A 22,450-nucleotide genomic window follows, 5' to 3' on the forward strand; every position below is an offset into this window, starting at 1 on the left:
TAAAATCAAAAGAAATCACATTAAAAAGTCTCATAATTTTTAACAAAAGGAGTAGATCATGCCAAGAGATAGAGTTTTAAAAGGTAAAGATGCAAAAATGCTCGAAAAGCCTCTAAAAAAAGATATTAAATGGACTCCAAAAAAATTAACTCTTGCCGGAATAGGTTTATTAATTTCTTATACTGCAATTGTCGTCTATGTCATATCTTTTGGAGTACCTTTAGGCTTAGTGATTGTGATGATAGCAATTCCTGTAGTATTTTTTGGGGGATTTTCTCTACTATATTATTTAACAAGAAATTTATGAAATATAGTAATCCTAAATAGGTTCTGGCAAAATTCCATACTGAAAAAGCTTTGGGAAATCGAATATTTGACCATCTGCAAAAAAACTTAAATAGCCACTTAACTACTTTTAAAGAATTGCAAAGATGATCATATTTTCTGATGAAATTTTTGGCTTGTCACCAAATATCTTCAACAGGATTTTGCTCCGGAGCATTTGGAGCCAACTTTGTACAATGTATCAACCATTCTTATATGCGATAAATTTTGATTAATTAACATCAAATATTCTCGAAATTCTTGAGATTTATGGTAAGTTGCTCCGTCCCAAAATATTGCCAATCTTTTACCCGGCCTTCGCGCTTTGCAAATATTTGATAAATTCGATGGTATTTTCAGTATTTCCACTCTCAAATTCTTGCACAATAAATTCTTTAGTTTGATAGTCTAAGGCTCCATAATCAGTCTGTCTTTCTTTTTCATTTTTGAGATTAATTTCTATTCTTTCATCTGTTCTTCCCCAACCATCGCCTCAGACATCGCCCCGCCCGAAGATGACATTGATCAATCATAAACACTCTCAGGCTTCCAGCTTCGATTTCCGGTGGCCATTTTGCCCACATTTCCTCTATTTCTTTTTTTTTAGCTTTCACTAATTCATCATTTCTAGCGGGATGATTTTTTTTGAGTTTTTTTCCAACTTACTCCCGCCTCTTTAAGTAAATTATAATAACTTTGATTAGATTCAAAAACTACATTATATTGCTTCTGTAAATAGTTTTGTAAATCTGATAATCTGAGATCATCTTGTGCCCTTAACCACTCAATTATTTGCTCTTTTTCTTCGGCCTTTAAGTAACCTTGTGTTCCTTGATATTGAAGCCTTAAACTTTCTACGCCGTGAAATAGTGCTTGGTTTTTCCATTCACTAATAAAACTCTTTTCAACCTTTAATAATTCTTTGACTTCATGGTAGGATTTTCCCGACAAAATCATTTTTACTGCCAAGGCTCTTTTAATTTCTTTGGCCTATGCATGTTTGATTGATAAAATCATCTAGTTCCTTGTAGAATATTCATTTTTTTTCTTTTAAGTGGAGATGTTATTATTACTATTATATCTATGACGACCTATTTAGGAATGCTATAGCTTTGTTGCACAAATATATCTAACCCTCTATAAATCAGTGTTATAGATCGACGATTTATTATATCCTTAGCAATACCATCTTCCAAACCACCCCGATGTATCCATAGTTTATCCCCAATAATTTCTATATGAACTAAACATCCATGAACTTGTATATCGTCCTCCCATTCTTGAGTAATTAATCAAAAATTATTCAATCAACCCTCCATCATTCTCTTTGTAGAATCAAATTATTTTGGCAAGAAAATTTGAAAAATATGCTCAATCAACCTAGTTTTAATCCTGCTTACTTAATTGAAACTCTCGAACCAGATACGGTATTTTTCATATCTGAAAGAGAATCTGTCTGTTTACAAGACCCACTTTATTATCGTTTAGTTCAGTTAATTGATGGTCAGCGAAATGTTGATGAAATTATTGATATTCTGCAATTAGAAATTTTACAAGACCAAGAATTAACACAAGAAAATCCTAATTTTTTTCAAGAGATTCTGAATTTTAGTATTAAAATCCAACAAGCTCTGTTTCAATTAAACAAACAAGGGTATCTATTAGAAAATAATGAATTATTACCGTCTAATTTAGCTATTTTTTGTCATCATATTCAGATTTCTCAGTCTCAAGCTTATAATCAATTACAATCGACTAAAGTTACTGTCAAAACATTAGGTTCGGTAACAGATAAAGATTTTATTTCCCTGTTAAAATCTTTTCAGATTCAAGTGGCTGATTCAGGAGATTTAACGATTATTTTGACTGACGATTATCTCCATCCTAACTTAGATGAATTTAACAAACAGGCTTTAGCTTCTCAAACTCCTTGGATGTTAATTAAACCATTAGGAACTATTTCTTGGATAGGACCTTTATTTCAACCTAATCAAACAGGATGTTGGGATTGTTTTGCTCAACGTTGGCGAGATAATCGACCGATTGAAGAATTTATTAATAGAAAAAAGGAAGGAGCAAAACTTTTAACTTCTCCCCTTGGTTTTTCTCAGGCAACAATTCAAACAACTTTAAATATAGCTGCAACAGAAATTTTTAAATGGATTATCCAAAAAGGCAATCCTAGATTAGCAGGAAATCTGATTACTTATGACCATCTAACTCTACAAACTCAAAACCACATTTTAGTTAAACGCCCTCAATGTTTTAGTTGCGGAAAAGTCTTTAATAAACAACCTTTACCTGTAGTTTTAGGACATCGAAAAAAAGCCTTTACTGCCGATGGCGGACATCGTTTTTGTTCTCCCGAAGAAACTTTGAGAAAGTATCAACATCATATTAGTCCGATTACGGGTGTTGTGCGAGAATTGGCAAAAATTACCAGTCAAGGATTAGTTCATACTTATGTTGCCAAACATCATTTTAGGAATATTTTCGACAATTTAGATAGCTTACGTCAAAATATGGGTGGCAGAAGTGCCGGGAAAGGGAGAACTGATAGTCAAGCAAGAGCTAGCGGTTTTTGTGAGGCGATCGAACGTTATTCGGGGGTGTTTCAAGGAGATGAAATTAGAGAGCAAGGGAGTTATGAAAAATTGGTAGAAAAAGCTATTCATCCGAATCAGTGCATGAATTTTAGCGAGCAACAATACCAAAATAGAAAAGAGTGGAATGTTCAGTGTAAAGGATGGTTTCAAAAAGTACCAGAACCTTTTGATGAAACGAGAGTAATTGATTGGACTCCTGTATGGTCTTTAACTGCTCAAGAGTTTAAATATTTACCCACTACTTATTGTTACTATGGTTATCCTGAATCTTATTCTTCTGATTTCTTAGATTGTTGGGCTGATTCTAATGGTTGTGCGGCGGGAAATACGATAGAGGAAGCAATTTTACAAGGGTTTATGGAGTTAGTAGAACGGGATTGTGTGGCTTTATGGTGGTACAATCGTTTATCAAAACCTCAAGTAGATTTAGACAGTTTTAAACAACCTTATTTTCAGCAGTTAAAACAATATTATCAAAGTCTGAATCGGGATTTATGGGTGTTAGATATTACGAGCGATTTGAATATTCCTTGTTTTGCTGCTATTAGTTCTAGAAATGATAGAGAAGTAGAAGATATTATATTAGGATATGGGGCACATTTCGACCCAGAAATAGCTATTAGTCGGGCGTTAACTGAGGCGAATCAAATATTAACTAATGTACTATCTTCTAGGGATGATGGAACAACGAATTATCCCCCTTATGCTGATATATTAGCACTTAAATGGTGGCAAACTGCAACTTTAATCAATCAACCTTATCTAGTTCCTAATAATCAAATTATGTCGAAAAAAAGTAACGATTATTTTCAATTAGCTAGTGACGATCTATTAGAAGATGTTAAATTGTGTCAGCAAATTGTTGAGAAAAATGACATGGAACTGTTAGTATTAGACCAGACTCGTAGTGATATTGGGTTGAGGGTAGCTAAGGTAATTGTTCCAGGGATGCGTCATATGTGGAAGCGATTAGGGTTAGGAAGATTGTATGATGTTCCTGTAAAAATGGGATATTTGAAAGAGTCTTTAATGGAAGAACAATTAAATCCTTTTCCCATGTGGATGTAAATTTTTAGTAATATCATGTCCGATTGAATACTTATCAATAATCAGGGAAGAGTCAGGAGTTATATCATGTCCAGTTGAATACTTATCAATAACGACTGAGGAATCAAGAGTTAGAAATCAGGAGTCAGGAGAGAAGAATCAGAAGAAGGAAGTTTTTTATCACTAATTGAACGGACATGATATAAGTTACTCTAATTAAGTTTTAGTACAGTTAATGATCAAGAAAAATAAGTAACAATTCTCTCTTTTTAAGGGGATGAAAATTAAAATATTCCTGATTTAAAGCTACTGACTTCAGGGGATAGTCACTGATAACTGAAGTCTGCAGTTCTTCCGGAGGAAGCTAACTGATAGCGTAGCTCCTCTATTAAAGAGGCTAACTGATAACTGAATTGACTGCTGGGCTTAAAGATGGCCATAGGGGAAGTGTACTGAACCCTATTCTATCACCTATTCATGCAACAAATCCCTAGAAGCTTTAGAAAATAGACAAACTCAAATGACCGAAAACTTTAATATAATAAATATTTTAAAAACTATTCTGATATTCTGATAATACCTATAATTATCAGTGACATAATAGTATTTAAACCCACATTCCGCACTTCAAATTGTCTTATAACAAGTTACAGGAAACTTATCTATCTTAATTAAGTAGAATTACTTATGGTGTTTGGTAGCTTCAAATGAGATCATCAAGCTGATGATCGCCTGATTATTTATTATAAAAAAGTGTCTTTAATTGAATAAATAAAAGTCAAAAATATCGACCACTTAGGGATAGTAGCAGGACTAATTGATGAGATAGGAATAGTGGAAATAATTAACCAAAAATTAGGAGTAGATAATCGAGAAAAAATTACACCAGGACAAGTAATTAAAGCTTTAATTCTCAATGGATTAGGGATGGTATAACGTCCTTTATCTTTATTTAGTCAATTCTGGGAAGACAAACCAATAGAAAAATTATTAGGCACAGGTATAAAAAGTGAATATTTAAACGATGACACTCTCGGTAGAGTGATGGATGAAATTTATAGATTAGGATTAACAAACTTATTTATAGAAATAGGATTATTAGTTATCAAAAAGTTTAATATTGAGACTAAATATGCTCACTTAGATGCCACATCATTTCACTTGCATGGAGAATACAATCAAATTTCTACTACTGAAAATCATCAAAAAAGACCGAATAGTTCTAGCAGCTAACTCCGCTGGGTTATTATGCAATGGCAATTCCGGATGCTCTAACACCAACAGCAACTCCGAGATTTTAGCCGCAGTTAATCGTTTTCGTTTATCCAATTGCTGATCACCACTCTGAGTCTCGAAAAGTCGTAAAAATTCAGAGCGTAGTCTTTGTGCAGTTGAAAGTGTGGGAGCATCTCTATAAGCAAGTAAGTTTCGGTAGTATACCCAAAAATCATCCAAGAATTGCTCTAGGAGTTTTTGATGATAATCAATTAAGGGAGTTAACTTTTTATAATGTCGTCCCTCATGTACCCAACACAAAGCCAAATTTCGGGAGCGTAACTTGAAGGTCGGTGCATCATCACTTATGAGAGTTTGTATAACTGGCCAGTCAGTTTGGTGGTGATCAAAAGCAATTGCTGCTGCTTCTAAAATACGTTTACCTTGGAGTAACCCTAATAATGGTAAATATCTATTTAGTAGCCCATTAAACTCTGTGGAATTCAATACTTTTTCTTGGGGCAACAATTCCAGAGACTTCTTCCATTTATCTGGTATATGTAAAGTCTCCAACAGTGAATTGGTCAAGGGATTGAGAATAAACTCTAGTTCTCGTCCATCAAGTAAACCTTGAAGTACACTTAATCTATCTTTTTTGGCAGTAGTAAAGTAGACCGTATAAAGAGGTTTACACACTAGATTCGTGGTATAATTAACTCCTCCCAAACTGGCTCCTGTTTGGTCAAAGTGTTGCCAGGGACTACTTAATAGTCCTGCTTCATAAATTTCGCTTTTTTCTGTTTCAAAAAAAGACTGGTTTTTGATTAATAAATTAGATAAATGTCCTGCTGAAATGGAGATACCCATATCCTCTAAAAACTCTAACAGTTTGCCTTGGGTCATATTCCCCCCATAGTACAAACTTATGATTAAGCTTTTAATTCCCGGGCCAAATTCTCCTTCGTAACCTGCTGGTAATTCTGCTTGCCGAAGTTTTTCGCGTAGATGGTTTATTAGTTTCTGTCTGGAAACAGCTCCTCAAATTACTGAAAAGTCTGTAGATTTAGTTGGTGTTGATTTAGGAGTAAAAGCTTTAGCAACATTATCAACAGGCGAAGTTTTTGAAGGTGCTAAATCTTACAAAAAGCTAGAAGCTAAACTCTCTCGGTTGCAATATCTGAACCGACATAAAACCAAATTGTCTAATAACTGGAAAAAGACTAAATTTCAGATAGCCAGACTGCACAGCAGAATAGCCAATATTAGGAAAGATATATTGCATAAACTGACTACTTATTTGGCTAAAAACCACAACAAAATAGTAATAGAAGACCTTAATGTATCAGGAATGATGGCGAACCACAACCCACCCCCATCCCCTCCTGGGAGGGAATGGGGGTGGGTTACCCTTGCCTCCACGTCCATTTAAAATCTCGGAATGCCCTCCCGCGACAAGAGCAAAAATTCTGATGGGTGTTTATTTGTGCCTTCAAGGAGCGAACTGCTCATTGACCTGAAAGCTTCCCAAGTTCAGCTCTCAACTAAAGGAGTTTCGACAAACATCTTCTTTTCTACAGTATTTATGAGACAAGGCGGGTTTTTAAATCAATTTCATTATAACATAAAAAGTCATAATATGAAAAGTCGCCCGCTTATGGGCGAGGCTTTAAACCCAATTTTATGGTAAAAACGAATCAAAATGACAGAAAAAATCCCAGAAGTTACTATCTATACTGATGGTGCTTGTAGTGGCAATCCTGGCCCTGGTGGGTATGGTATTGTTATTATTACTGATAAACAGCGCCAAGAACTATCTGGTGGTTATAAGTTAACTACTAATAACCGCATGGAATTAATAGCAGCAATACTAGGACTTCAAACCCTAGAATCTGCCTGTGATGTGACTCTTTATACTGACTCTAAATATATAGTTGATGCCATTACTAAAGGTTGGGCAAAACGCTGGCGAGCTAATAATTGGAAACGGAATAAAAAAGATAAAGCAATGAATCCCGATCTATGGGAAAAATTATTAGATTTATGTAATCAACATCAAGTGGAATTTTTTTGGGTGCGCGGTCATTCTGGCAATATAGAAAATGAGCGATGCGATAAGTTAGCAGTGCAAGCATCACAACAACCAAATTTACCGCAAGACTCCGGTTATTAAAATATGACTGATGTGAGAGTGTGGGGACTGCTCGCCCCAAACTCATCTTTCAACCTGCACCTTTTAAAGCAGATTGTTGGGCACTGTTGTGGGCATCTATGACATCACCGATATGTCTCAAATGAGCTTGTATTTTTTTCTTGGAGGGTTTGATTAGTGTTTTAAAACCTAGTACTGTCCCATTTGAGTTTTTGGCACTTCTATAGTTTCCTACTTTGTGCTGTTGTACCTAGAATCCTAAAAACTCAAATCCAGCTTCTCCTTCTATCTATTGTTTTCAAGCTGTGAGTTAATCTTGTTTTGCTAGGTTTTAACTCCAAGTCCATATCCATTAGCCACTCTTCTATGATTATTTGGCAGTCTTTAATTACGCTAATATTTTCGTGCATAATGACCAAGTCATCAGCGTATCGAATCAGGTTTAACGCTTTTTGGTTGTCTCTTTTGCTGCCTTTGAGAGTACAGGCATATTCCTTGATTCGTTCCTCCATGCCGTGGAGAGCAATATTTGCCAATAAAGGGGGGAACTATTTCCCCCCTGTGGTGTACCCTCTTTGGTAGGAAGAAAAACTTCCTGGTCAATTACTCCTGCTTTGAGCCATGATTTGACTTGTTGACACGACAGTAGGGTATGTGTTGACTTTTTTTTAGCAGAGCTTTGTGGTTGATAGCGAGCTTCCCATTCGGGTTCCAGAGCATTCTTGACAACTGTCTGCATAACACGGTCTTTAAGGATGGGTATACCCAAGGGGCGTTTCTTTCCGTTAGCTTTTGGTATATAAACCCTTCTCACGGGTTTAGCTTTATACGGCTGATATTCCATCACGTCATTAACCATCTTCACTGCTTCATAAAACCGATATAAAACGTCATAATGTGACATTTTACTGTTTACTTCCTGCTTCAACTGAGGCCGTCGGCGGTTACTCATCCACAGGCATTGACGGTCAAGCCGACCGCATTTCTTAAATTTATACTTGCATTCAAATCTCGGTCTATTGACAACCCACACTCTGGGCAGTCATAAGTTCTCAGGTTTAATGGCATATCTTGGACGTGACCGCACCTGCAACAAGTCTTTGATGATGGAAAAAACCTATCAACTATTACTAACTCAGAACCGTACCATTGACACTTGTATTCTAGCTGTCTGCGAAATTCATAAAATCCTTGGTCTGCAATTGACTTGGCTAATTTATGGTTAGCTAACATCCCAGACACATTAAGGTCTTCAATAACAACACTGCCGTGGTTCTTGGCTAAATATGTTGTCAATTTATGAAGTGCGTCTTTACGGATGTTGGCTACTTTTCTATGCAACCTAGCTATCTTCAGTTGCGCTGCCCTCCAGTTCGCAGAACCCATCTCTTTATGACGATTTAAGTATTGTAGCCGAGACAACTTAGCTTCAAACCTCTGATACGATCTCAGACTTTCAAACACTTTTCCGTCACTTAATGTCGCCAAGGTTTTTACTCCCAAATCTACACCGATAACATCAGTTGCTTTTGGTGTGGTTATGGCCTGAAATTCATAGCTACAACTGATATACCAATCATCTGCAAGTCTACTAATTGTTATTTTTTTAGTTGTTGCTTCAATCGGTTCATAAGTTTTTACCCAACCGATAAAAGGTAACTTGTGAGACCAACCATTAAGTTCTATTGGTTTTCCACAATTATCAATTGTGAAGGAATCATGTTTACCTTTCTTCTTAAATCTTGGATGTTTACCTAAACCTTGAAAGAACCTCTTAAATGCTTCACCTAAGTTTCGGAAAGCGTATTGATAAACTCTAGACGACAACTTTTTCATCCAAGGGATCTGTGGTTTTGTATGATTAGTAAAAACCTCTCTGAGTTTACGGGCATTTGGTTTATAACCATGTTTGTAAGCAGCATTCCACAAACTTAAACCCCAATTATAACACCATCTGCTATAACCTGCGTGTTGAGCCATCAGGGTTTTCTGTTTGTTATTCAGTTTGAGCTTGGTTCTAATGGATTTCATGTATGCGTGAGTGCAGCTTGTCTAAATAGTATGCTTTTTAACGTATTATATCGTTATTCTTTGATTAAGTCAATACTCTCCACCTAACTGTCGTAAAACCTGAGCGTTCAAACGAGCAAACGGACGAAGTTCAGAATCTGACGAAGATGCTAACAAACGAGCTTCAAACTCTCGCACAGATAAACCCAAACGTTGAACAACAAACTCGGAAACTCTTTCTTTCACTAAGAGAGTTTGACTTTTAGGCACAGACTGCAATAACAACTCTCGTACTCCATCATAAAATTCATACTGAATATATTCTGCCTCTGTTTCTTCTAACGACAACCGTTTCAACAACCCACTCATAAATACTTCTGCCACATGAACTTGCTTAGACGAAGGAAAAACACCACATTTTACATTTCCTAAAGTTATTTTAGCATACTTTTGGTCGCTGGTTCTCACAATAACTTCTGGAGATAGGCGATCGGCGATGCGTGCCAATTCAGGAATTTCAAACCACCCTTCCTCAAATATATTTAATAAGTCATTAGGTTAGGTCAATGTCACTTGTCTATTTATATTTAACTTTGTCTAATTATTTTAATACTGTTGATAGCCCTGAGCATCTTGCAATCTACCAATGGCATCATATCGATATAATCCTTCCTGGAGAGTAGGACGAGTAGTAATATTCCAGCGTAATACTTCTCCTAATTGCAATTCTTTGGCCACAGCGTAAGCTAAGGAAGTTTTACCTGTACCTGGTTTACCTGTCACTAACAGGGGACGTCGCAAGTAAAGAGCAGCATTAACCAAGTCTATTTCTTCTCCCCTGGATTTATAAGTAGCACCCCGTTGTTCTTTGCTATTGCTAAAGTCACGCCAACTAGAGGGTTTGGGCAGACGCTTAATTCCGTCATGGGGTTGTTCAGGAGTTCCCTGAAAGATTTTCCAAGATGTCATTTCAGTTATCAGTGATTAGTTATCAGTTATCAGTTATTAGTTGTCATCATGGCATAGAATAGTAAATGTTAGGTGGAATGCAATTAAAGCAGATCTCAATATCTTCTTGAAAAGGGTAATATTATAGATACATAAAACATCTGAATTTTATTTCAAAAACATCTGTAAAAATCGTTAAAAATTGCCATATTTTGAAGTAGCAAATGTGGCAATTATGCAATATTTTATTAGCACTTGAAGTTACAAATAAATGATGAATTATGTTGCTTAATTATCCTTAATAACTACCAAATCAAATTAATAATTAGGCTTTTTCTAAAAATAACATGGGTCGCGCAACCCCGCCTTTTAAGGCGATCGGGTTTTTGGAGCCTTGCTCAAATCCCCTACTTCCCCTCCATGGTCGGGGGAGGGGCTAGGGGTGGGTTAACTTCTGTACGTCGCCAATCCGACGGCTCCCCTATCTGACTTCTGACTTCTGACTTCATTAAAGTGGCTCCAGAAAGATTTTTATTTTTCAAATAATCAATAATACCAAAAACAGATATTTCATAAACTTCTCCATATTAGGGTATTGCTTTCCCTCGCAGTACCCCAAACAGTAAGCTTTTTTGTCGTTTTTTACCGTTACTCTCTATTTTCTAATTAAGTCAACCTCTTATCGCTTTTTCCTATATTCCTAATGCTAGTGCTTTGCTAGTCAACTAAAGCATGAATCAGAATATCTGTGAGAGATTTTTGTTTAATTTCATACCAAAACTTCGTGTCAACAATATCACATTTTGCACCAGCGTTGACAAGATGATCGTCTAGAAAAGTCAAGTATTCTTTTGTTGCTGGATCTTCACCAATTTGTAAAAAACTAATTCCTAGTTCATAACTATTTTCTGTACCTGGAATTAGGTCGATTTTTTCAGTAGCATTAATAATTAAATTTACCAAAGCTTCTTGTTCATCAGAAATTTTATCTACTAATACTAAAATAATATCCCCATTTGTAGTTTGCTTTGCATCTCGGCGTTGAAAATAGTCATCAAGAGCATCTTCCAGACTACTTACTACATCTATTATTTCTGGAGGATTTTTGAGCTGAAATAGTTGAGCTAATTTTACGACTTCTGTGTTTGTATGCTTGATAAAAGGACTAGAAGCAAGATAAACAGTAATTCCATCATCATCTAATGATTGACAATGCTTGGCTAAATCAATAATTTTTATTTGTGCTGCAATCCAATCTTCATAGTACAGATTAGAGGCAGACCAGCTTTCAAAACTTCGAGCAAAAATAAATGTGTAGTCTCGATTTTTTAGTAATGAAAGATTATCAGACATAAACTTTTACCTAGAATTTTAGTTGGGAGGAATATAGTTTTTTGTACTTATAATCAAAATAGTAGCAACTTAAATAAGTGTATGTCTATTAAATTAATATGAAATTATATCATGTCCGGATAATAGCGCGATCAAAAAACTATTCTTATTTCTTATTTCTTCTTCTTTCTTCCCTCCTGACTCCTTATGCAAACCCTAAATAGGTATTAATGCTGTGACTGCATAGCGATTTGGAGATAAATATTTTTCAGCTAAATTGAGTAATTCTTGTGGTTGAAATGCTGCTATTTTTTCTGGATAAGCGATCGCTAACTCTGGGTTTGCTATAGTAAAATAATAACCATAAAGACCTGCTAACTGTCCTGGACTTTCAATGGAAAACACATAATCATTACATAATAAACGCTGACACCTAGCTAATTCTACCTCTGAAATCTCTTGAGTTAATAACTCATAAAGGCGATCGCCAATCCGTGCCTCTACTTCTGGAATATCTTTCGATTCTAGCATAGCGCTAATTGTAAATAAACTAGAGTCTTGCTGCAAAGAGAAACTGCTAACAATTCCTTGCACTAAACCTAACTCTTCGCGTAATTCTCTAACTAATCTAGAACTTCTACCATCAGCTAATAATATTGACAGTAAATCCAATCCATAAGCATCATCTACCTGTTCGACTCCAGGTCCTAACCAAGCCATTGTTAGACGACCTTGTTCTAATCTTGGCAAACATATTTCCTGGCGACGAACTTCAGTTATTAAGGGTTCTGTTACTATCTCGACTCGCGGACAATGAGAACATTTTTCCGCAAAATTGCCAAAAGCTGCACTGACTAATTCTATTACCTGGGTTTGCTCTACTCCCCCAATAACTACCACTGCCATATTCTCTGGTTGATAGTGGTGATTGTGGAAACAACGCATTTCATCAACTTCTCGTTCTCTCAAAAGTTCTGCTGTCCCCATAACTGAACGTCGGTAGGGATGATATTTGTAAACATTCTCCATCAATGCTTGAAAACCTACCGAATCAACACAGTCTTCTGATTGACGAATTTCTTCTAATACCACTTCCCGCTCTCTAGCAAATTCAGATTCTGGTATGGAGGCACGCAATAATAATTCTGCCAATGGATGTACCACTTCCTCTAAATATTGGGCAGCAGTTGTAATAAAAAAATGAGCATAGTCGTGACTTGTAGCAGCATTTGCTACTCCTCCACGATTTTCAATTATTCGATCAAAGATTCCAGGACCTAATTTTTCTGTTCCCTTAAAAATCATGTGTTCTAGGAAGTGAGCCATACCTGACCATTGATCGGGTTCCTCTCTAGCACCTGCTCTTACCCACACATCTATAACCACTGCTGGAGTGGCTGAAATATATTGATGAATAACTGTTAGACCATTATCCAACTTCAGTATATGAGCTGGACATTTAGCACTAGAAGTTGCTATAGACAATTGTTTTAATAAGAAAATTTATCCTAATTTATCCATATATATATTATTACTTTCTCACTGGAAAATTTGTCAAATTTAATACTAATATCAAGTCTCATTAATTAGCCATAATAAAAATGTTTTTCTCTTTCAAATTGCTCTGTTTTTATCTGAACGTTGGTATTTATACCCGCGTTCTCCCGTAGGGGAGCCTCCTATGGGAATGCCAATCAATCTTGCGATTTCACAAATAATCTGTTACTCTCTTACAGTAGAACAGCGAACAGTAGATGGTTGAGAAAGGATACAAATTTAGGCGTTGCACAGTGACGAATGATTACGAGAATTGAGGAATTTGCCGATGTTTCAAATAATAGATCGGCAAGCGAATTGATCTGTACAACATATCAATGGACTTGGAGTCGCACAAAATTTTGCGATGTAACCTAGAGTGCGTAGTGCCTCAGACGACAGTTTTCCCCTTCTACTCTTGTCATCGCTGCGCGTGCTTACTAGGCGATAGCGAGCCGCACCGCTAACGCGAACGCAATCGTTGATTAAGCAAGGATAAACCTTTTTTCACTACTTTATGGCTTTGACAATAAGAACAATTGATCTCTCAATAAAATTCTAGAATATCATTCTCTATTGTGCAACACCATTAATTTTGTATGACTGCTTAATTGACTTGCCCGCCGTACTGTGCTAGTGTTTGATAATATTTGCCCTATGCAAGCAGCAAAAATAATGCAAATAAAACCATTCAACCCAGATATAACTCCAAATATAACTATGGAAGACATCCGTAAGGAGTGCCATAGAATGAAGAAACTATGGGAAGATCCTGACTTCCCTGCCACCGACGAATCCATCTTCTACTCAAAGAAGCCACCACGTCCTTTTGTTTGGAAACGTCCTCACGAGATAGTTGCCAACCCTGAGATGTTCGTAGCTGGCGCAAGCCGTTTCGACATCCGTCAAGGGATGCTGGGAGACAGTTGGTTACTGGCCGCAATGGCAAGTATCACACTCCATGAACCGTTGTTGCACCGCGTAGTCGCACCAAACCAATCATTCGATAGCTCGGACTATTGCGGTGCTTTTCGTTTTAACTTCTGGCAAGCAGGAAAATGGGTTGAAGTCATTGTTGATGACCGGCTGCCGACTTACAATAATAAACTGGTTTTCTTGCACTCTGCAACGAAGAACGAGTTCTGGTCTGCTTTACTGGAAAAGGCTTATGCCAAGCTTCATGGCTCTTATGAAAGCCTTAAAGCCGGACTATGTGGTGAAGGGATGGAAGATTTTACGGGTGGGCTGACTGAAGTTTTTAATTTGCAAAAGCCTCCTGCAAATCTGTTCCAAATCATGCAGCGAGCCATGAAGGGGCAGGGCCTGATGTGTTGCAGTATCGAAGCTAAACCTAACCAAATTGAGGCCAAGTTAGACAACGGTTTAGTCAAGGGACATGGCTACTCGGTTACGGGTGTAGTGACTGTCAACGCGGGAACAAGAAGCGGATCGGTAGAGGTGAAACTCGTGCGGGTGCGCAATCCTTGGGGGAATGAGATAAAGTGGACTGGCAGGTGGGCTGATAAGAGCCAGGTATGGAAACTAATCTCCGACGACGAGAAACAATCTCTGGGCTTGACTGATGATAATGATGGTGAGTTTTGGATGAGTTTCGACGATTTCCAGAAAAATTTCACCCGTCTGGAGATATGCAACTTGGAACCTGAGTCCATAAATGCGAGCGATGGCGATCGGTACTCAAACCAATGGGTGACACACCAAATGTCTAACTATTGGCGGAAGGGTTCTACTGCGGGGGGCTGTCGTAACTACCCAAATACCTTCTACACAAACCCACAGTTGAGAGTTACATTAGAGGGTACTAACCATGAGGGGAAATCAGAGCTGCTTGTTGCCTTGATGCAAAAGGACAGAAGAAAGATCAAAAAACTGGGCGCTCAGAATCTCATGATTGGGTTCTGTATTTATAAGCTAGGAGAAGACGTAGACTTCACAGAAAACGCATCCAAAGAATTCTTTCTGAATCATGCATCGATAGCACGCTCAGATAGTTTCATCAATTCCAGGCAAGTTGTTGGGCGGTTTATCCTGGAGCCTGGGGCTAACTACTGAAGCTAAATAATTGGACAAAATTAGACAAATGTTAATAAATATTAAAAATCTGCTGATTATGTGCTATCATACATTAGGATCATCCTAAAAATCAAAGACTTTTTTTTCATGGCTTACCATTTCAAATGCAATCAATCAAGACCAAACTAAAAGTTAATAATAAACAAAAAACAATACTTGCCAAACACGCAGGTGTAGCCCGTCATGCTTATAACTGGGGATTAGCGAATTGCATTTCTGAATACAAGGAAACCAAGAAACGTCCTAGTGCCATCACTTTACACAAACGTTTAATTGCTGAAGTAAAAAGTGAAAATCCTTGGTATTATGAAGTATCAAAGTGTGCGCCCCAGCAAGCCTTAAGAGATTTAGATAGGGCATTTAAAAACTTTTTGACTATTCCTAAATGTGGATTTCCGAACTTTAAGAAAAAAGGGAAAAAAGACAGTTTCTATTTAGAAGGAAGTATCAAAATCCTGAGAGGAAACTACATCAAACTACCAAGAATAGGAATAGTAAAAACTTATGAAATTTTACCATCTGTACCAGTCAAAAATGTGAGAATATCCAAGCGGGCAGGTGACTGGTACATTAGTTTTAAGTATGATGAATGTCAGCCCAAACCTATGACCAAAAAACGGGCTATTATCGGTGTAGATGTTGGTATAAATACTCTAGCAACTTGTAGTGATGGAACAACCTACGCTAATGTCAAAGCCTACAAACAAGCCAAAAAACGACTAACTCGTTATCAACGGCGTCTCAAGAAAAAAGAGCCTGGTAGCAAAAACAGGGCCGAAGCCGTCAAAAAACTAGCAAAGCTTCACAAAAAAGTAGCTGATATCAGAGCCGATGCACTACATAAACTAACAACATGGGCGAGCTTTAAACCACAGCACCATAGTGATAGAAGATTTGAATGTCAGTGGAATGCTCAAAAAGCGGTGCGACCCCGCGACGACGTCAGTCGCAAGGGAACGCGCACCAAGACATCATAAACTAGCAAGTGCCATAGCAGACTGTGGCTTTTATGAGTTCAAACGTCAACTCACATACAAGTGTGAATGGTATGGCAGTGAGCTAATAATAGCTCCTAGATTTTATCCAAGTTCTCAAATATGTTCTCACTGTGGGCATCAACAGAAAATGCCGTTGAGCGAGAGAACTTATAATTGTGCTAACTGTGGATTTTCCTACGGAATGCTTCGCAAACAAGCTGACAGAGACTTTAATGCTGCTGTCAACCTAGAAAACTATGTGAACAAGTAGGTGAAGTTCTCACCGATTTTAAGCCTGTGGAGAAGATAAGTTACAGACTGCGGTCAGTGGTCTTCTGTGAGACAGGAAGCTAGCTCCAAAGCTCATGCAATCAGTTATGGGTAAGTTTGGGTAAGTTTAGCAGAACGGAATATCTGATTGTTCCATTCTGAGTTTTATTGCTATGTGACATACTCCCACACTAACCTGACGGTATAGTGTGGGCTTCTCGTTTCACAGTCCCGGTATCCCGTCGGACAAGCGCGTGCTTTAAGAACGAGATGCCCCACCGCTCTTTTTGCGCATAAAAAACTGCTCACCTAGTTCCCCAATCAGATTTTACGTTTTCCCACGGTTGACTAGGAATTCGGGCCAACAACCCCACATCCTATTAAATTTTTATGGTTCATTACTGGCGGCGATTAGCTCAAACCAGCATAGTTCGATGATAACATAAAAATTTGTAAATTAATGGGACATCGAGTCCCATTAATTTACCGCCGATTCATCTCACGTCAAATCACAGATTATGGCGTGAGGCTCAAGAGCGATTTAGCTAAATATCTAGATTTATCTAGATATTTATAGACGGATATTACCAAAATTAGCACCAGGCACATTAGCACCACCAAAAGTGGCGATCAATAGTGGTTCACCAAGAGCAGGAGCAGTTTGAGTAAAGATTGCTGCCTGATCTGGGTTTAGATCTTGCCGAACTGTATAACTAGCATCTGCTAAGTTTGAGAAACCGTAGTTACCGTTGACATCACTAGCAACAAATATTTCATCAGCATCTCGAACAGAGTTGTTGTTTTGGTCGAAGTAAATAACAACACCACCAATACCAGGTTCGTCAGGGTCTAGGAAACCATTACCATTGAGGTCTTCAAAAGTTATCCCACTAATACTACCAGCACCACCAGAAGGTGGAGGTGGAGGTGGTATAACTGGTGGATTAGCACTGTTGCCAAAGTTGACAAAATTAGCATCATCCCCTGCAAACAGAGTTAGAGTTGGGTCTTGGTTAGTTTGGAATAGACCTGGTGGCGGAATTTGGCGGACGGTATAAGTGCCAGGAGGTAACTCATCAAAGTCGTATACTCCGAGTGAATCAGTAATCGCAGTACGTTCCTCATTGTCTAGAATTGAGTTATCATTGCGATCTAGGAATACTGTAGTACCAGGAATACCATTCTCTCCTGGATCTAACAGACCATCACCGTTGATATCATTGAAAACAATACCACCAATACTAACAACAGGAAGAACAGCTTTTGGTAATCCTGTGGGGTCGTTGGCAAAATTAACAAAGTCAGCGTTATCCCCTTCTATCAAAGTAACGAACACTGGAGCTGGAGTAGTAGAGTCGGTGAAACCAGGCCGTGGTTCCTGACGAATAACATAAGTTCCTGGAGACACATTGGGAAGATCGTAGCGACCAAATTGATCGGTAAGGGCAAATCGTTCGTCATTACCTCGTTCCCCATCTTCATTAGCATCTATGTAGATAACAGCATCAGGTAGTGGAGGTTCACCTGGATCTGCAAAACCATCTCCGTTTTCATCTATGAATGCAATACCAGAAATATTAGCAAGACCAGGGGGAGGAATTATCGGAGACTGCCCAAAGTCAATTACCAGATTGGAGTTGTCAAACTCATCAACAGTAATTGTGAGGTCTGTTAGAGTAGTAGAAGTAAAGTTTTCCGGATCTGGAATCAGACGTAGTGTGTAAGTACCTGGCAACAAACCAACAATTGCATATTCTCCGTCTGTATTTGAGAAGGTATTAGGCTCAATATCGTCATTATCAAGAATGCCATTTTCATTGATATCGACGTAGATACGGAAGCCAGGAACACCCCTTTCTACAAATTCATCAGGGTCAAGGATGCCATTACCGTTAGTATCGTTAAAGTCTTGGATACCATTACTGTTAAAGTCTTCAAAAACAGTTCCAGTAATTAAAGTTTGCGCTTGGTTACCAAAGTTGTAGACAACACTATCACCTCCTACACTTACCTCTACTGGCGCAGTAGTCTGAGTAAACCCAGTGCGAATGACTTGTAGGAGCGGATACGATCCTGAGCTGACATCAGATACATCTAGACCGTAAGTACCACCAGGACCACTAATTTGATTTGGTTCAAATCCTTGTATCTGTCCATCTCGGTGTACATCTAGGAAGACCTCAACTCCAGGCAAACCAACTTCCCCTTTCAGAGGTTCAAATAGCCCGTTACCGTTGTTATCAGCAAATACAACTCCACTAACAGTATCTCCTCCTGGTGCTGTGACATTAACGCCAACATCAATATCATTGAGACTCTGACCTACGGGAAGATTAATTGGAGTGGGTGAGATATTGGGGTCTGGTGGTACCTGACCAACAGTAACACTAATAGTGGAGTTACTGCTAGTTAGGAATAAGTTTTCTTGTAGAACAACATCAACTGTGTAATTCCCTGGCGTTAAACCATTAAAGAAATAACGGCCATCAGGAGCAGTGAAAGTTTCAGGTTCACTTATATCCAGGTTTCCGTCGCCGTCTAAATCTTCGCCATCATCCAGTGCGCCGTTAAGGTTGAGGTCTTCGTTGCTATCCAGGTTTCCGTCGCCGTCTAGATCTAGGAAAACTTGAGCAGTTGGAATACCCGCTTCTCCAGACTCTTGAAAACCACTGTTATTACTATCAGTGAAGATTATACCGCTAATGCTGGTGTTGGGGTCAAAGATACTGGTATCACCGAAGTTGTAAACGACAGTCTGACCAGGAACAACAGGAACAAAAGGAGTAGGAGTGGTGTTAACAAAACCAGCAGGTGGTGTTTCTAGTACTCTGTAGTTACCTGGTGGCAATGTAAACCGATATTCCCCATGAGCATCTGTCAAAGTAAATGGTTCATTAGCTTCTGCTAAACCATTATTATTGAGGTCTACAAAGATTTCGACACCTATAAGTCTTGGTTCATCTGGGCCTGCTAAACCATCAGCATTGCGATCGTCAAATTTAACACCAGTAATTGTACCCGTGCTATCAGTATTTACAATTGGGGGAAGAAGTGGAGGAGGAACTGGGGTAGGACCTGGGGGAGGAATTGGAGTTGGAGGAGGGGGAACTATTGGTACATCAGGTTGGTTGCCAATATTCACGAAATTAACGTCGTCACCCCCAACTATGTTAATTATTGGATCGGGAGTAATTTGGGTAAAGCCTGGTTGTTGAACTTCCCTGACTACATAAGTATTCGGTGGTAAACCTTCAAAGCTATAGCTACCATCTACATTTGTAATAGATGTAGGTTCATCGGGATCTAGAACTTGGTTATTATTGGTATCTAGGTAAATAGTGAATCCACCAAGACCAGGTTCATCTGGATCTACTATATTGTTGCCATTATTGTCACTAAATTTAGTACCAGCGATTCTGCCTGTTAATGTAACTTGACTAGCAACTCTGGTAGCTTCTGTTGTAGCAGTGCCAGTATCAGTGGTTACTTCTGTTGTAGCAGTTTCAGTATCAGTGGTTACTTCTGTTGTGGTATTATCAACATTAGTGGTGGTTTCTGCTGTAGCAGTTTCAGTTGTTGCTCCTGCATCAGCATCAGTGGTTCCATCTGTTGTTCCTGCATCAGCATCAGTAGTTCCATCTGTTGTCCCTGCATCAGCATCAGTAGTTCCATCTGTTGTCCCTGCATCAGCAGGAGGCGGTTCTGGAGCTGGAGCAGCAGGAGGCGGTACTGGTTCTGGAACTGGTTCTGGAACTGCAATTACAGCATTACCAACATTCAAGACAATGGGAGCATCACCTAGCAGAACATTAATAGGTGCATTCAGAGTAATTTCTTGATCTGGAGTAGTTTTCACAAAACCTGCTTGGGGAATTTCTCGCAGAAAGTAAGTTCCTACAGGAGGATTATTAAAGCTAAAGTCACCATTAGCATTTGATATTGCAGCAGGTTCTGTAGGATCTAGTATATTGTTACCGTTTTGGTCTAAGTAGAGGGTGAAGTTCGCTAAACCTGGTTCTCCTGGGTCCAGAACTCCATTTGAATTAAAATCGTTGAACTTATTACCAATTAAGTCACCCTGAAGTAAAGGGGTGGCAGGAGAGCTACCAATATTAACAAAGTTAACATCGTCTCCACTGGTGACTGCAATGACTGGGTCTGGAGTTGTTTGAATAAATCCTGGTTGAGGTACTAATCTGACAACATAAGTATCTGGTGGTAGAGTATTAAAGCTGTACTCACCTTCACTGTTAGTAATTCTGAATGGTTCTTCAGGGTCAAAGATACCATTTTCATTGAGGTCTAGATATACAGTAGAGTTTGATAAACCTACATCTCCTGGGTCAATAGCACCATTGCTATTGTTATCTACAAAATTGACACCAGCGATTACATTTCTTTCAGCATTACCAAAGTTAACACCAAATAAAGTGCCCCCATCAGGTACATCAACAGTCCGAGAATCAGTTGTCAGATTAAATCCTACTTGTTGCTCTGCTTCCCGAATAGTCAGGCGAGTTGCTGGAAGGTTAGGTAAGAAGTAAACACCATTAGTATCGGTTATATCGAATGGTTCACCTACATCTAGAATGTGATTACTATTGAGGTCTGCATAAATGGTAAAGTTTGGTATTCCAGGCTCGTCAGGATCTAAAATACCATTAGCATTAAAATCGAGATATTTAGCTCCTTCAACATTACCAGTCCCGCTAGGGGTAACTATACCAATATCTAGAGCTATATCTGGTGGTGTTTCTTCAAAACCAGTAATTATAACTACTGAATTAGAAGTTGTTCTTGCTGAGTCTGGTTCCCTGAGAACGTCAATGTTGTATTGGCCAGGGAATACGTCTACATATGAATAAAAACCAAATTCATCTGTAAAAGTGCTGGCTTCTCCTTCGTCTAAAATGCCATTTCGGTTGGCATCAAGGAATACTTGGCTGCCAGAAATTCCTGGTTCCCCAGGGTCACGGACACCATTAATATTTACGTCTTCAAATAATACACCACTAATATTACCTCTACCTGGTCCCACTGGAGGTGGAGGGGGAATTGGAGTAGGCTCTGGAGTGGGAACTGGAGGGGGAACTGGAGTGGGGACACCTATGCCACTGCCAAGGGCTATCCTGCTCTCTCTGACCATACTCCCATTAACTATGCTCACTGCTACTGGCAGTGGTGTAGTTGAAACAGTGCCACTGGGTGGAACCTGTCTGACAAAATATTCACCATCTACTAATCCCAAGAAGTTGTAGACACCATCTGGACGACTAATGTTAGATAATTCATTGGGATCTAGAATACCGTTATTATTCTGGTCTAGATAGACTGTAACATTACCTATTACTGATTCTGATGTATCAAAAATGCCATCCCCATCTATGTCATTAAATGTGACACCTACTATATTTCCGCTCCCGCCAAGTTGGGAGCTTCCTCTTATATTTTCATTACTGCTCACGTTCTAACTCCTCCACCATAAATTTATGCAGATAGCGATTTGTATTTAAGTGACATACTCCCACGCCAACCTTAAGGTATGACGTGGGCTTCTCGTTTCCCAGTCCCGGTACCCCGTCGGACTCCACGAGCTTTAAAGACGGAATGCCCTACCGCCCTATTTTTTATATCTATCGCTGCATTCAAACAGATACATCAAGCCCGGCAATTCCCTGCAAAAGTCGGGAAAACCGTTCATAGCAACGTGACGGCAGAACCATCAACGCAGGCGGTATCTCGCAATGCTTTGAGAAAAATTCCCAAAGCGCCATTCCAATCTCTCGGCATTGAGTGACCAAATAATACAGATAAACCTTAAATCAATATAATGCTTATAACCCAATAACGAGTAAAGCTAAAGCGCGGACGCTGAGGATTATATCAGGTTGACAAGAATGTGACAATTAGATTAGAAAATAGACTAGAATACTTTATTTTTG

At 38.6% G+C, this 22,450-nt stretch carries 17 protein-coding genes and 4 pseudogenes; 8 read left to right on the top strand and 13 right to left on the bottom strand.

What is annotated here, in order from left to right; genetic code table 11:
• The first annotated feature begins 58 nt into the window (after positions 1–58).
• Complete coding sequence (locus F6K23_RS09600) at positions 59–307, top strand: hypothetical protein (protein WP_293153915.1); 249 nt, start codon at positions 59–61, stop codon at positions 305–307.
• Between the two features lie 12 nt (positions 308–319).
• Here the strand turns inward: F6K23_RS09600 and F6K23_RS09605 are convergent.
• Positions 320–1,364: pseudogene (locus F6K23_RS09605) on the bottom strand (IS630 family transposase).
• Positions 1,365–1,415: 51 nt separating this feature from the next.
• Positions 1,416–1,613 (bottom strand): element excision factor XisI family protein, encoded by a 198-nt coding sequence (locus F6K23_RS09610; RefSeq protein ID WP_293154126.1) that lies wholly within the window; start codon positions 1,611–1,613, stop codon positions 1,416–1,418.
• Between the two features lie 78 nt (positions 1,614–1,691).
• On the opposite strand from F6K23_RS09610, the gene F6K23_RS09615 reads away from it, so the two are divergent.
• Together F6K23_RS09615 and F6K23_RS09620 are read left to right on the top strand one after the other, a co-directional pair.
• Positions 1,692–3,998, top strand: a complete 2,307-nt coding sequence (locus tag F6K23_RS09615) for a TOMM precursor leader peptide-binding protein (RefSeq protein ID WP_293153917.1) — start codon at positions 1,692–1,694, stop codon at positions 3,996–3,998.
• Positions 3,999–4,748: 750 nt separating this feature from the next.
• Positions 4,749–5,186, top strand: a pseudogene (locus tag F6K23_RS09620) (DUF4277 domain-containing protein); the annotation flags it as partial.
• Here F6K23_RS09620 and F6K23_RS09625 read toward each other — a convergent pair.
• Complete coding sequence (locus F6K23_RS09625; RefSeq protein WP_293153920.1) at positions 5,130–6,095, bottom strand: hypothetical protein; 966 nt, start codon at positions 6,093–6,095, stop codon at positions 5,130–5,132. The pseudogene F6K23_RS09620 and the gene F6K23_RS09625 sit on opposite strands and share 57 nt — an antisense overlap.
• 121 nt (positions 6,096–6,216) lie before the next feature.
• Between F6K23_RS09625 and F6K23_RS09630 the strand changes: the two genes are divergently transcribed.
• Both F6K23_RS09630 and rnhA read left to right on the top strand, forming a co-directional pair.
• Positions 6,217–6,621 carry an RNA-guided endonuclease InsQ/TnpB family protein gene (locus F6K23_RS09630; protein WP_375340751.1) on the top strand — a complete coding sequence of 135 codons (405 nt, stop codon included), beginning with the start codon at positions 6,217–6,219 and terminating at the stop codon, positions 6,619–6,621.
• A 270-nt stretch (positions 6,622–6,891) separates the two neighbouring features.
• Complete coding sequence (gene rnhA / locus F6K23_RS09635; RefSeq protein ID WP_293153923.1) at positions 6,892–7,362, top strand: ribonuclease HI; 471 nt, start codon at positions 6,892–6,894, stop codon at positions 7,360–7,362.
• Positions 7,363–7,607: 245 nt separating this feature from the next.
• Here rnhA and F6K23_RS09640 read toward each other — a convergent pair whose 3' ends face one another.
• The 8 genes and pseudogenes from F6K23_RS09640 to F6K23_RS09675 form a co-directional block, all read right to left on the bottom strand.
• On the bottom strand, positions 7,608–7,853 hold the full coding sequence (locus F6K23_RS09640) for a reverse transcriptase domain-containing protein (RefSeq protein ID WP_293154129.1): 246 nt from the start codon (positions 7,851–7,853) through the stop codon (positions 7,608–7,610).
• On the bottom strand, positions 7,784–8,245 hold the full coding sequence (locus tag F6K23_RS09645; protein ID WP_293154142.1) for a hypothetical protein: 462 nt from the start codon (positions 8,243–8,245) through the stop codon (positions 7,784–7,786). Before F6K23_RS09645 ends, F6K23_RS09640 begins: the two co-directional genes overlap by 70 nt.
• A 44-nt stretch (positions 8,246–8,289) precedes the next feature.
• Positions 8,290–9,321, bottom strand: coding sequence for an RNA-guided endonuclease InsQ/TnpB family protein (locus F6K23_RS09650; RefSeq protein ID WP_375340746.1), 1,032 nt, complete (start codon positions 9,319–9,321; stop codon positions 8,290–8,292).
• A gap of 120 nt (positions 9,322–9,441) precedes the next feature.
• The gene (locus F6K23_RS09655) at positions 9,442–9,858 is read right to left on the bottom strand and encodes a hypothetical protein (RefSeq protein WP_293153929.1); all 417 of its coding nucleotides are present in this window, start codon (positions 9,856–9,858) and stop codon (positions 9,442–9,444) included.
• A 99-nt stretch (positions 9,859–9,957) separates the two neighbouring features.
• Positions 9,958–10,320, bottom strand: coding sequence for an AAA family ATPase (locus F6K23_RS09660; RefSeq protein WP_375340747.1), 363 nt, complete (start codon positions 10,318–10,320; stop codon positions 9,958–9,960).
• A 696-nt stretch (positions 10,321–11,016) separates the two neighbouring features.
• Entirely contained in the window at positions 11,017–11,652 is a 636-nt protein-coding gene (locus F6K23_RS09665; RefSeq protein WP_293153932.1) for a hypothetical protein, read from the bottom strand.
• A 195-nt stretch (positions 11,653–11,847) separates the two neighbouring features.
• Positions 11,848–13,116: a pitrilysin family protein gene (locus tag F6K23_RS09670; RefSeq protein WP_293153935.1), complete on the bottom strand. Its 1,269-nt coding sequence runs from the start codon at positions 13,114–13,116 to the stop codon at positions 11,848–11,850.
• Between the two features lie 316 nt (positions 13,117–13,432).
• Positions 13,433–13,671 (bottom strand): annotated as a pseudogene (locus F6K23_RS09675) (hypothetical protein); the annotation flags it as partial.
• Positions 13,672–13,824: 153 nt separating this feature from the next.
• Between F6K23_RS09675 and F6K23_RS09680 the strand changes: the two are divergent.
• The 3 genes from F6K23_RS09680 to F6K23_RS09690 all read left to right on the top strand — a co-directional run bounded on the left by F6K23_RS09680 (position 13,825) and on the right by F6K23_RS09690 (position 16,509).
• On the top strand, positions 13,825–15,240 hold the full coding sequence (locus F6K23_RS09680; RefSeq protein WP_293153938.1) for a C2 family cysteine protease: 1,416 nt from the start codon (positions 13,825–13,827) through the stop codon (positions 15,238–15,240).
• Between the two features lie 125 nt (positions 15,241–15,365).
• Positions 15,366–16,238, top strand: coding sequence for a transposase (locus tag F6K23_RS09685; protein WP_293153941.1), 873 nt, complete (start codon positions 15,366–15,368; stop codon positions 16,236–16,238).
• Positions 16,171–16,509, top strand: a complete 339-nt coding sequence (locus F6K23_RS09690) for a zinc ribbon domain-containing protein (protein ID WP_293153944.1) — start codon at positions 16,171–16,173, stop codon at positions 16,507–16,509. The genes F6K23_RS09685 and F6K23_RS09690 overlap by 68 nt, the downstream gene beginning before the upstream one ends.
• 570 nt (positions 16,510–17,079) lie before the next feature.
• Here the strand turns inward: F6K23_RS09690 and F6K23_RS09695 are convergent.
• Entirely contained in the window at positions 17,080–21,972 is a 4,893-nt protein-coding gene (locus F6K23_RS09695; protein ID WP_293153947.1) for an SdrD B-like domain-containing protein, read from the bottom strand.
• A gap of 233 nt (positions 21,973–22,205) precedes the next feature.
• A pseudogene (locus tag F6K23_RS09700) lies at positions 22,206–22,307 on the bottom strand (RNA-guided endonuclease TnpB family protein); the annotation flags it as partial.
• Positions 22,308–22,450 lie beyond the last annotated feature (143 nt).

It is taken from the genome of Okeania sp. SIO2C9 (assembly GCF_010672455.1).
In the GTDB taxonomy this organism is placed as follows: Bacteria; Cyanobacteriota; Cyanobacteriia; order Cyanobacteriales; family Microcoleaceae; genus Okeania.